The sequence below is a fragment of the Bradyrhizobium sp. MI1.3 genome, assembly GCF_055811695.1.
Window position 1 is genome coordinate 41,506 of sequence record NZ_JBVVPQ010000052.1, and the last position, 11,485, is coordinate 52,990.

Consider the following 11,485-nt stretch of genomic DNA (forward strand, 5'->3'; position numbering starts at 1 on the left):
CATGCCGGGTGCGGTTTCGAATACGGTCAATGGAACTCAGATACGAGCAACTGCCTATCATGATTGCGACGATGTCCAGCTCTTTTGGCGCGTCTCCAGCGGTGCTGCTTCGGACGTACCGATCCCCGGATGCCTGGGCTTCATGATTGAGCGCCAGCGCCAGGTGGGTGGGAATTGGTCGCCCACGGAGATCCTGCGCAATCGCGTGGGCTTTACCGATCAGCCGCCCGCCGATGGCGCTGATGACGCAAATAGCTCAAGGCCGTCGAATGTATGGCCTTTCCAAAGATACGAATGGACGGATCACGGCGCCAACAACGGCCAGACGGTCCGCTATCGCATCAATGCGGTAGGATCGTCCGGGGAGGGCATTGTCGGAGAAAACACGCTGCTGTCCTTGGCGGATTCCGGCTGGACCGAAGCCATCCACGTGAATGGCCAAGCCGGCAACGGCATAGAGGCGTATTTCAATCGCGGCTTCGTCATGTCTCAATTCGTCGCACGCATCGCGCGTGAGAAGAACTGGAAGCCGCGCGACATCAAGGATCACATAGCCGACCTCGAAGAGCCTTTGAGGCGATTTCTCTCGGGTGAACTTCGCTTGGCGCTCCTGCGCTTGCTCGATGAAGTCATTGGGGATCCCAGGCTGGAGCTTTATCTGGCGATTTACGAGCTCTCAGATGAGGAACTGATCGCGCGGCTGAAGCTTTTGAAGCGGCGCGCGCACCTGGTGCTATCGAATGGCTCCGACAAGGGGGGCGACGGCAACGCGGATGTCCGCGAGGAGCTGAAGGCGGCCGGCGTTGACGTCCACGACAGGATCCTCGGCTCAAAGGGCCTGGGTCACAACAAGTTCGCCGTCGTTGTGTCCACCAAAGGCGACGTCGCAACGAAGGTGTGGACCGGAAGCACGAATTGGGCGCCGACCGGCCTCTGCACGCAGGCCAATAATGGAATTCTGTTTGTCGACCCAAAGATCGCCGGATTGTATTTCGAGCAGTGGGGCCGCCTGAGAGATGCTGGCAGCGACTTCACGCCGGATCTCGTGGGCGACAACGCCAAATCGCCGCGTCCGGCGAACGGGACAGACGTCTGGTTCACCCGGGTCCGAAGCAAGTCGAAGAAGAATGTCCGGAAAGGTATCGACATCGAGGCGCTCATCGAGCTCGTGACGGGCGCCAAGGACATGATCCTCTATGTGATGTTCCAGCCCGGTCCCGATCCACTCGCTGATATTGTCGCAAGGGCCTCAGAGATCTACGTCAGGGGTGTCGTCAGCACCGTCACGTCGGATAACCGCGAAAAATTCTCGCTGAGAGGTCTCGATACCGAGTCCCATGAGTTTGAGACGGCTCTGGTGCAGCCCGAAGGCGTCGTGAAGTCCTTTTCGGACTGGATTGGGGAAGTGACGCGCAGCCAGTTTCTGTTTCCCAACCAGAACCCGGGCATCGGCCATGCGATCACGCACTCAAAGATGATCGTGATCGACCCCTTTTCAGACGACTGCAAGGTGGTCACCGGATCCCACAACTTTTCCGGGTCCGCCAGCGAGCAGAACGACGACAATTTTGTCGTGGTGCACGGCAATCGATCTCTGGCGGAGGCGTACAGTGTCGCCTGTCTTGCCACCTATGAGCACTATTCCTGGCGTGCCTACGTCAAGCGGCAGTTCGATCAGGGCAAGGTACCGTGGTCGCACTTGTCGGACGATCCCGCGTGGCAGGGCCGCTATCTATCCGCTTCGCGCAAGAAGCACTTGGCAGTATGGTGTCCACAGTAGCGTTCAATAAGGCACTGCGACGGTGAGTGGTGCGATATCCTTTCACTAGCGAATGGTTTCACGAATGGAATTGGATGCAAAGCCGCCCGTCGAAGGCAGGAATTTCCGTTTCACGATCCTGGGTGGCATCGGCGTGACCCGCATTACCGTCCGGCTGAGCGGGAAGGTGGTGCACGAGAGCGATTGTCCCGACCCGCCGTGTCACGAAGAGATGCGGATGCCGCAGGGCGCGGGCGGGACGGAATTGGTCGTGATCGCCAAGGATTCGACCGGAAAGGTCCTAGAACGGAAATTCATTGTCGGCAAAACGGAAGGTCAGGCGGGCGGAGCCATGTCAGCCTGAGATCCTCTCCATGAGCGCGCTTCAAGAGTTTTTTCAAGAGCTGTCTAAGCTGCAGCCGGCTACGTTGACGGCCGTAACGGCCGTCGTAGGTGCGACCGGCGCCGTGATCGTTGGCGTCATTACCGGGGTGATCACCAAATTTGTCGTAGGCGCGCGCGACAGACAAGATAGAGAGGTCGAATGGCGTAAGCATGCAATCGAGCTCACCAAGCTCGACCTCGACCGCAAGCTCAAAACTCGAGCGCCGACAGACACACGGCCACTGAGGCCGAGCATCCTGGATTTCTTGGCCAACTATCGTGATCTGCAGGACCTCGACAAGGCCTCTCCGCGTGATCTTTATGCGACTCTCCTGGCGATGCGGATCAAGAAACAGAATACGCGACGCCCGGGCTGTCCCCCAAAGAGCCGCCCGCGGCTGCCGAGCACGAAGATTGACGGATCGTTTCCGCGAGAGTGCTTTTCTGACTAGGGCCAAACGTGGTTCACGATCTCGGCGAGACGGGCTCCCGCCTTGGCAAGCTGCTGTCGCTTGATAGTATCCGCCGACTGAAGGTACGCAGCTCGATCCGAGAAGGAGATCGTCCATTTCCTGGGACCTATCTTCGTGTAAGTCACATTCGACATCGTCTGTTTCGCCACCACGATCGTGTCCGTGGCCCAAATTGCTGACCAGTTCTCGATGCGGTCCGTATCGGCCGGAACGGCCTTTGCGACGTTCACCAAAGCCAGCGGGGCGGTGTCTCCCAGATCGGATGGGGTGTCGTCCCAGGCATGATGGAAAGTGTCGTTTCCGACGGTGACGGCTTTATCGTGGATCCAGTTGCCGCCCGCGGTTTCGGTCGACGGGTCGATCGTGTGCGTGACGTCCGGATCGACCAGGCTTCCGTTGGGATCGAGGTACGGCGCAGCGACATGAAGGGGCTGTGCCATGTCGCCCACGAGATGAGCGAGTATGAACAGAGCCTCCTTCTTGTCCTTGATGTCGAAGGGCGGCGGAGCCGGCCGGCCAAGCAGCACGGCGATCGCGGCGTTGGTAGTCGCGACCAAATCATGATCATTGGTACCCGCATAGTTTCGATCGAACTTGTCGCGCTGAACGGCCACGTCGTCGAAATGGTACGTATTGTGACAGCCAAGATTGGCGGTCGCGCTCGCTCCTTCCGGATAGACGCAATCGATCCAGTTTCGGCCGGCGTAATCGACCATGGCGTTACGGTCGTTCGCGAAGGGGGTGCAGGGAGGTTCGTACTGGGGATCCACGACGTAGGCGAGGCTGCCATCGTTTTGCCTGTGGACGCTCTTCACGCAATCGAGCCATGGCCCGGCTTGCCGTAGGTCGACGCCCAGCAAGGTCTTCACCTGCTGCTTGGCATTCCGGGTCAGTAGTTGGTCAGCAATCGACCCGACCAAGCGGTGTCCGTCGGGTCCCCAAGCGGACGCGGGCTTTGCCAAGAAGAGGCTCAAGAGCACAATGACGCTGGCAGCAATTCTAGCCATGACGGATCCTCGCGTAGGAAAAACTTCAACACTTCGTTTCATTTATGAGCCTCCAGTGGCGCCGATCGCGATCGTGTTGGCGAGCGCCTCTGCCATCCGGCGGGCGCTCCAGTCACTGTGGTGGAGGCGGTCAGGATCGGTGGGATCGACCATCCGGTCAAAGGAGACCCGTTCTGCCTCATGCCACTGCTTCATCAATGCGAAGCGGTGGAACACGTTGACCGGGAAGCCGGCCCGGCCGGCTGCCGTCTCAATCAATGCCACCATTCGGTGTGCTCGCTCCTCCATGATCGGAGTGAGCACGGCCGGCACGTACTGAAGGTCCATGAGCACGATGTCCATCAATTCATTTGCGAACATCGCGAGACCGCGTTGGATCGCGCCGGCGGTGGCGTCCAGATCCTGGTTCTTCCAAACCGCGTTGGTACCAACCTGCCAGACCACGACCGATGGTTGCTCGCCGAGTACGTCGCCTTGAATCCTTCGTAGCTCGTCTGGAGCTTCTTCACCGCCGACGCCGCGGTTGAGAATATCGAAGTTCCTGCCCGGAAAGCTTGCGCGCAGCGCCCGCTCGAGACGCTGCGGATAGGGCACGATGTCGCCTTCACCCGCCGTGGTCGGCGAGCCGATCGCCACGATCTTGATTGCTCCGACGCCGGCCAAGCGTCCCGACAACCACCGCATATGGTGCTGAAACCGCTTCGGTTGGGCTGGAATGGCGGTCTGATCGACTGCGGGCATGAGATTCAGCTACGCGCTCGAGAGTTTCGACGGAATTTGGTGCCGAAATGTGACGGGGCGATTACGCTATCGCAGTTGCATTCGACTATTATCAAGCCCTGTTGGATCTCGATCGCGGATACGCGGCTAGTAGAAATCTTAACCGCTCAAATTTACGGCGGCTTTGCCGGAGGCGGCGGAACTGGTACTGGGCTGGGCGCGACGCCTGTAACGGGGCTCGAAGGTGACGGCGTTACATCGTGTAGAGTGTGGACACCGGCGGCAACGAGAGCTCCGATCAACAGTCCATAGACCACAAGCAGTACGCCGCGGGTCTCCCGATAGTTCTTCATCGCTTGTTCGATCGGCGTTTCAGCGATTTCTTCCCGCTCGCGAACGGAGATGTAACTAAAAAGACTTTGCATCCAGCTCCGTCGGGACGTGGCTTGGCTTTGGAAGAACGCGCCATTGATCCGCCACTGCAACGCGAACGACAGACCGATGAATACGGCGGCCGCAAAGTAGAATAAGGAAGAGATGAGAGGACCCGGTGTCTTGGCCGCATCTCCCAGGATCTTCAGTATAAAAGGCGCAGCCGAGACGGCCAGGTCGCGCCAGAGCGTAGCCGCAAGATCCTGCGCCCGTTGCGCTACTTCTGAGTTTCATCAATCACGGTCTTGCGGAGATCGGCGAGCGCCTTCAGAGTCTCGCGGCTCGATGATTGGACGTGAGCTTCATAGGCAGCTTTGGCCGCCTCAAGCGCCTGCTCCAATGTCGTGGCGAGATCTTGCTGAGGACGGCTCGCCCGAGCCAACTCACCGGAAAAGAGCAGGTGGCGTGCCTCGACATCTGTCCCCGAAAGAAAAACCCAGTTGGCGGTTTCAGTCAATCGAGAACGAGCGCCGGGCAGGGCAGGATCATCGGCTCTAATGCGATAGATCGGAGGCGTCGCCGCCGCTTGCAGCCAGACCTGGCCATCCTCGAGCCAGGCGCGGGAGACGAGACCGCCCAACAGTCTGCGGGCAGAAACCGTTTCCCAAGCTTGATACGCCGGCGATGAAACCGCTGGCGCGGCCAATAATAGCCAGGGATTGAGATCGGTAACGATTTCACGGTCGGGGACAAAGTCACGAACATAGCGAGTGGGGTCGATAGACCCAAGCAAAGGCTCGGCTCGCGGTGGCGTTTGCGCGAAATCCCATGAAGCGAACTCCAATCCTCGTGCGCGAAATGCCTGAGTGGAATTTGAAGTCGGCGATCGCGAGGCGCGGAAGGACAGTTCGCTGCGCCAAGTATTGTGGGATGTCGGACTGGAAGATAAAGAAGGCGCAGCCGTCGGCAGTTGGCTTTCCGAGCGTGATCACGATCTCGCGGGTCGAATCAAAGATATCACTCCCAACGAGATCACCACCGAGACCCGGATTATAGACTTGCAAGGACGAGAACGGCGGTGGGACATCGTCGACGAAGCCGAGCCAGGCGACCTGCGCATCGACGGACGGTAGCCGGCCTCGCAACACGAGGGCGTCAATACGTTCGTCCGCCACGGCGCCGTTCGCGACAAGCTCACGTACGCGTTCGACCAGATGTGTTGATCTCGAAGTCATCGAGTGTGATCTTGTCCCTGATGATAATCTCGCCCCTGTCGCGGTTCACCGAAATGACTGAAGACATCAAACCGACAGGGAAGGTCAATTTGACCCCGCTTGCCGTCTCAACGCGACGGTTCTTGGGAGCCTGAATTGCGTTCTTTTGGAGCACGAACGATTCGCCCGCCATTCCTTCGCGCTTCAGCTTTGCCTTGAAGTCGGTCAGCACGGGGCTATCATCAGGCAGCGGCCCGAAAATGCTCTTCAGCCAATTTTCAGCACTTTCGCCGTCGACGGAACCGCCTGATTGGCTGGCGTCGTAGAGGCGTTGCGCCAGATTTTTCATCGTGTCCTGCGGAAGTATGTCTTTGTGCTTGTGCGCAATGTTGCGCGTGACCTCGACGATTGTCCTTGTCAGCTCCTCTTCCGTTCGCTGGCGTCGCACGAGCAAGAACTGTTCGAAATAGGCCGCAGGCCGCTGCGGATTTTGACGATCGACAACGCAGATTTCGTCGCGCTCTTTGCCGAGCTTGATCAGCGCGGCCTTCTGCAGGGCATTGCGGTTCTGGACAAAAGTCCGCTCAATCTCGCCGAAGGTCGGCTTCGGCTTGCCCGAACGGCCGCGGCTGACGTCGTAGTCGTAGCTGAGAACCTTTTCGTCCTCGAATTTCAGAAGTGCATATAACCGGCCACCTGAACAAGACAGCGAGAAGATCAAGAAGGCACCGACAGCCGTGCTGCCTCCGTGAGCCTCATTGAACGCTGTCGCGAGTTTCTCGCTTTGCTCCTGGAAAGTTGCCCTATCCCGGCTGATCCGCGCCAGTTGCGCCCGCACCGGCGCGTCCGCGAGAAACTCGTATCGGTTTCCGCTGTTGACCGATCGGACGCGGCCCAGGAAAAAAGCTGCGTGTCGACCGGCATCGAACGCAGTCAGTAGCTGAAAATGTTCCTCTCCCGGGCCGACAATATGAAAAACGCTCTGATCGATGCGCAGGCTTTCGAGTTCCTGCTCAGTAAGGAAGGACATTTATCACCATAGAACAAAAAGAGAACTGATTGCAATCGCGGCGCTGTTTTATTCCAAAATTTGCGTCGTGTTCCGTTAAGAGTCTTGCATCTTGTTAAGAATTCCATCCCCAACGTGTGGCGGGGCGCCGGTCTGTTGAACGGTGAACGAGCCGCCACGCCGCTAAATGGATTGCTGGTCCTCTCAAAAGTGTTCCCTTGGGTGGGGCGAGGGAGAACCCAACGGTTTTCGCGAAGACATTTCACATTTCCCGGGTTGTGTGAGTGTTTTTCACGGTGTAAAAGGGTTTTGCGGCTCAAAGGCCAAGTTGAGAGTGAAATTCACGATTCGAGAGCGTTTTTCACGGATCTGGGACAATGCAGACAAAGTTTTCAGGACCAGTGTCTGTTATTCATGACCGGCGGCTGCCGGAGATAGCAACTCCTGTTGGCTATGCTGCGCTGGTTGACGCCTACAGCCTATCCGTCCCGGTCCCGCGCGTGCTTTCCGCAATCGGAACAAAGCACCGGATCATTGAGCAGGAGGGGTGGCGCATCTACACGCCGCGCCATGCGCCGGACGCGACGCTTGAGGGGCATCTCACCTTCGCTCTCAAGAATGAAGGACTAGACCTTGCAATCCTGAAACGGCTTTTCCTCACTGTAAACGAGGATGAGATTGCGGATCTTGCGAGACAGAAGCCGACCGGTCTGTATACGCGTCGTATCTGGTTTCTGCATGAATGGCTATTGGGCCGCCAACTCAACCTGCCTGCGGCAGATAAAGTCTCTTACGTCGACGCCGTCGATACCGAACTTCAACATGCGACCTCCGGGCAGAATTCGGCACGACACCGCGTCCGGAACAATTTGCCAGGAACGCCGGAATTTTGTCCGCTTGTTTTCAAGACTGCAGCGCTGAGCGAATTTATTGCGCAGGATCTCAAGGAGCGCGCCCGTTTCGTGGTGAGCCAGGTTCCAAAGGATCTGCTGGCGCGAACCGCCGCCTTCCTTCTTCTCAAGGATTCAAGGTCAAGCTACGTCATTGAAGGAGAGAGACCGCCACAAGACCGTATCCAGCGGTGGGGCCGGGTCATCGGTGAAGCGGGACGGGCCCCGCTCGACGAGGCGGAGTTTCTACGCCTGCAGCGCATCGTGATCGGCGATGAGCGCTTCGTGAAACTTGGCTTCCGTAACGAAGGTGGTTTCGTCGGCGAGCATGACCGTGAGACGCAGCGACCTGTCCCGGATCATATCAGCGCGCGTCACGAAGATATCCCCTCCCTCGTGCGCGGACTGATCGCGTTCGATCATGCGGCGGAAAACGAGCTTGATCCTGTCGTCGCTGCCGCCGTGCTCGCCTTCGGGTTCGTTTATATCCACCCGTTCGAGGACGGCAACGGACGCATTCACCGATACCTGATGCACCATGTTCTGGCACGGCGCGGATTCAATCCCGCCGGGATCCACTTTCCGGTTTCTGCCGCGATTCTCGACAAGATCAGCGAATACAAGACCGTGTTGGAAAGCTATTCGACTAGATTGCTTCCATGTGTTGAATGGGAATCGACCCCACAGGGCAACGTCAAGGTCTTGAACGATACCGGTGATTTTTATCGTTTCTTCGACGCGACGCCCCACGCCGAGTTTCTGTACGAATGCGTGCAGAGGACCATCGAACAAGATCTTCCAAAGGAAACGCAATTTTTACGGAGCTTCGATACCTTCCGCGCGGGCATCGAGAACATGATCGAAATGCCGGAGCGGACGCTCAATAACCTCTTCGGATTCCTGCAACAGAATGGAGGACAACTCTCAAAGCGTGCCCGCGACAACGAATTCTCCGAACTAACGCCGGATGAAGTCACGAGGATTGAGGAGCTTTATCAAGCGGCTTTCTCGAAAGACTCTGGAACGGCGAGTTGACTGTGTCGGAGTGCCACCTTCATTGAATTGGGCCTGTCGGATCAGATGCTGGTCGACCTCTTGATAAAAAATAGCGCCCTCAATCGGCGTGGTCGCAGCTAAGACGCGCCGCATCGGTGAGTTTTGACCGTGGGAGGTTATCTTCTTTTTCTTCTTTATCCGCATCCCGCCAGAGTTTCCCCGCAGAGGACTGTACGCGCGCGTCTCGCGAGTGGATTCATTGAGCACAAGCCCTCATCGCCGTGCATCCTTCGAATTTGATTGCATCGATGCCGACTATGTTGATGGCGCCGGACCGCGGCTCTTGGACGGGTTTCGTGCTGAACATTCGCGCTCATGCGCGTAGTGACGACACCAGCCCGATTTGGCCACTTTGCGGGCGCGACACCGGCGCCAGCCGATTGGTTTTATCTCGAGATCGAGCGGGATGGCTCCGGCCTGCCGGCATGGCACGCTCAACTTGAAGGCAACGGCTACTCGGCGCACGCACGCGGAGTCCTCACCTACGCGCGGCAGCTTGATACACCGGACGAGACCCGAGGGCCGCGATCGAGACCCCAAACTCTCGGTGCCGCTGCCGCCCCACGGCTAGGGCTGCCGCGTTCGCTCGTCACTGCCTGTGCGCCATTGCCGAAGCCGGCAACGCGCGCCGCAATATCGACTGTTCTCAAAAGGGTCCCACAAGCGGCATCTGTCCTGGTCAGGGATGTCGGTCAGGCAAACTTTGTCTCCCTATGCGATGATCGCGGCCGCGCCATTCTGCACTTCGATGTCGGATTTCCGATCTCCTTCAATCGCCATACATTCCCCTCCAATTTCGACATCAATCGAAGCGAGGCGCCCCCGATCGTTCTGTCGCATTGGGATTGGGATCATCTTCACGGTGCCTTCCACCTCCCCCATCTGCTAGAATGTCGCTGGATTGTTCCCAATCAGCGGCTGGGGCCTGGCGCGGCGCGACTGGCGCGAATACTCGCCCAAAAGGGCAATCTGCTCGTACGCCCCGCCAACGCAAGAATCCGCTTTCCGTTTGGTGAATTGGTAAGGAGTCGAGGCCCGGCCCGCGATCTCAATGATAGCGGATTGACCATCCTTGCCACCCTCACTAGCGGACGGTCGGCCTTGCTGACCGGAGACGCGGACTATGCGTACCTCATGCATGCCAATGCCACGAAGGTAGATCACCTCGTCGCAACTCATCATGGTGCGCGCTTCAATGCGGACGCGGCGTCGGTGCCGATGCCGAATAACAGGCATGGACAACTGGTGATTTCCTACGGTTATCGCAACGTCTACCGGCATCCACACGCGGAAGCGCTATCTAAGCACGCAAACTCGGGTTGGACGACGTGTCTGACCACCGCAGGGCGAAGAGGTGTCGCCAACCGAGGCGATCGCATCGTGAATTGACGTTGGACAGCCAAGGTTCTGGCGCTGCAGCTTTCCGTGCGGCCGGCACTTCGATGACTCGTGATCGATGGCGAAGTTCATTTCGCGTAATTTGCCGCACTGCGACGGACGCTCTGCAAGCAACATGGACGCCAGGTCAGACAGCATTGCTTCACCTGTGTCGGCCCGACCAACGGTCAAAAGAAGTATCACCGCCGATCGGCGTTAGAGCGCGAACGTCATATCTGGAGAGCCCCTTTAGGTGTGGGGCGACTGTTCGGCTCAACTGGGGGGCTTGATTGCGACTGCATCACAAGACGAGCCACAAAGCCGAGGCCTGTTGCTCCAATTCGGGCTCCAACGTGGTTGTCTTGATTCTCTCGACAATCAATTCGAGATCAAGCGGGCGTACGGCATGGTCGGCTTCGACGAACTCCTTGTCTTTATCGACAATCTTACCTCAGTTTGCCATCATTTGGGAGGCAGCGAGCCAAAACTCGCGCGCGTTGCATATTTACAACCCGCGCTGCCATTCGAGATACTAAGCTCCTTCATCGAGCCAACCAAAATATATTTCATGCGTACTTCAATATGATCGCGGGGGCGAAATGTATGATGCCTATCGCAGCAGCAAGCGCGACTTGCTCGTTCTGAGTACAGGCTCTGCCGTACCCCTGCTTTACTCTGCACACAAGTGGCGCAAGAGAAGAGCAAGAGTTCTCAAGGTCAGCGACGAAATCAAATCAGCCGTTCGGGCACAAGGCTACTACGTCCGCAGTCTGCACGCGAAGCCGAACCGCGTTTTCTTCCCACACTCCGGGGAGAAGGCTTTAGACATTCATCTCCAGCCTAGCCGCGTAGAGGATCTGCACACCAAGATGGGAAGGAGATGATCCGCTTAGGACCGAAGCGGCGATATGTGTAGTTCCCAAGAAGTTCTTAGCCATCGCTTCTCGGTACGGAGCGCCAGTTCGCAAAATCATATTCGTCCCGCCACCGGTGCACGTTGGTTTTGCAGAATGCGCACCTGAAGTGACCAGGCTCTCGGACTTCCCGGCGGATTTGGTCAGCTACGAAGGCACCTGCGCATTTAGGGCACAAGAAAATCACTTTGGTCACAATTCACATAGTTTCTTTAGAACGCTGATTGCGGTGCTGCGGATTCCGACGAAGTCGCCCAGGCGTACCGATATGAAGTCGCCCGTGGATTCCGAGACGATGTCGCCCACCTTT

12 protein-coding genes are annotated in these 11,485 nt (G+C 57.8%); 8 read left to right on the forward strand and 4 right to left on the reverse strand.

Features of this window, described 5'->3' with window-relative positions; all coding sequences use genetic code 11:
• Position 1: 1 nt before the first annotated feature.
• The 3 genes from AC0L3A_RS29315 (at position 2) to AC0L3A_RS29325 (ending at position 2,595) form a co-directional block, all read left to right on the forward strand.
• Positions 2-1,780, forward strand: coding sequence for a phospholipase D-like domain-containing protein (locus AC0L3A_RS29315; RefSeq protein WP_473255624.1), 1,779 nt, complete (start codon positions 2-4; stop codon positions 1,778-1,780).
• Positions 1,781-1,844: 64 nt separating this feature from the next.
• Positions 1,845-2,123, forward strand: a complete 279-nt coding sequence (locus tag AC0L3A_RS29320) for a hypothetical protein (RefSeq protein WP_317245314.1) — start codon at positions 1,845-1,847, stop codon at positions 2,121-2,123.
• A gap of 10 nt (positions 2,124-2,133) precedes the next feature.
• Positions 2,134-2,595, forward strand: a complete 462-nt coding sequence (locus AC0L3A_RS29325) for a hypothetical protein (protein ID WP_473255625.1) — start codon at positions 2,134-2,136, stop codon at positions 2,593-2,595.
• Here AC0L3A_RS29325 and AC0L3A_RS29330 read toward each other — a convergent pair.
• Positions 2,592-3,623, reverse strand: coding sequence for a S1/P1 nuclease (locus AC0L3A_RS29330; RefSeq protein WP_473255626.1), 1,032 nt, complete (start codon positions 3,621-3,623; stop codon positions 2,592-2,594). The two genes, AC0L3A_RS29325 and AC0L3A_RS29330, sit on opposite strands and share 4 nt — an antisense overlap.
• A 42-nt stretch (positions 3,624-3,665) precedes the next feature.
• The gene (locus AC0L3A_RS29335; protein ID WP_473255627.1) at positions 3,666-4,364 is read right to left on the reverse strand and encodes an SGNH/GDSL hydrolase family protein; all 699 of its coding nucleotides are present in this window, start codon (positions 4,362-4,364) and stop codon (positions 3,666-3,668) included.
• A gap of 248 nt (positions 4,365-4,612) precedes the next feature.
• On the opposite strand from AC0L3A_RS29335, the gene AC0L3A_RS29340 reads away from it, so the two are divergent.
• Positions 4,613-4,873, forward strand: coding sequence for a hypothetical protein (locus tag AC0L3A_RS29340; protein ID WP_473255628.1), 261 nt, complete (start codon positions 4,613-4,615; stop codon positions 4,871-4,873).
• Positions 4,874-4,992: 119 nt separating this feature from the next.
• On the opposite strand, the gene AC0L3A_RS29345 is transcribed toward AC0L3A_RS29340, so the two are convergent.
• Positions 4,993-5,559 carry a hypothetical protein gene (locus AC0L3A_RS29345; RefSeq protein ID WP_473255629.1) on the reverse strand — a complete coding sequence of 189 codons (567 nt, stop codon included), beginning with the start codon at positions 5,557-5,559 and terminating at the stop codon, positions 4,993-4,995.
• A gap of 22 nt (positions 5,560-5,581) precedes the next feature.
• Here AC0L3A_RS29345 and AC0L3A_RS29350 point away from each other — a divergent pair, with 22 nt between their 5' ends.
• Complete coding sequence (locus AC0L3A_RS29350) at positions 5,582-5,848, forward strand: hypothetical protein (RefSeq protein WP_473255630.1); 267 nt, start codon at positions 5,582-5,584, stop codon at positions 5,846-5,848.
• Between the two features lie 61 nt (positions 5,849-5,909).
• Here AC0L3A_RS29350 and AC0L3A_RS29355 read toward each other — a convergent pair whose 3' ends face one another.
• Complete coding sequence (locus AC0L3A_RS29355; protein WP_317245309.1) at positions 5,910-6,959, reverse strand: nucleoid-associated protein; 1,050 nt, start codon at positions 6,957-6,959, stop codon at positions 5,910-5,912.
• Between the two features lie 356 nt (positions 6,960-7,315).
• Between AC0L3A_RS29355 and AC0L3A_RS29360 the strand changes: the two genes are divergently transcribed.
• The 3 genes from AC0L3A_RS29360 (at position 7,316) to AC0L3A_RS29370 (ending at position 11,145) form a co-directional block, all read left to right on the forward strand.
• Positions 7,316-8,863 (forward strand): Fic family protein, encoded by a 1,548-nt coding sequence (locus AC0L3A_RS29360; protein ID WP_473255631.1) that lies wholly within the window; start codon positions 7,316-7,318, stop codon positions 8,861-8,863.
• A 336-nt stretch (positions 8,864-9,199) separates the two neighbouring features.
• Positions 9,200-10,273, forward strand: coding sequence for a ComEC/Rec2 family competence protein (locus AC0L3A_RS29365; RefSeq protein ID WP_473255632.1), 1,074 nt, complete (start codon positions 9,200-9,202; stop codon positions 10,271-10,273).
• Between the two features lie 587 nt (positions 10,274-10,860).
• Positions 10,861-11,145 (forward strand): hypothetical protein, encoded by a 285-nt coding sequence (locus tag AC0L3A_RS29370; RefSeq protein ID WP_473255633.1) that lies wholly within the window; start codon positions 10,861-10,863, stop codon positions 11,143-11,145.
• Positions 11,146-11,485: the final 340 nt, after the last annotated feature.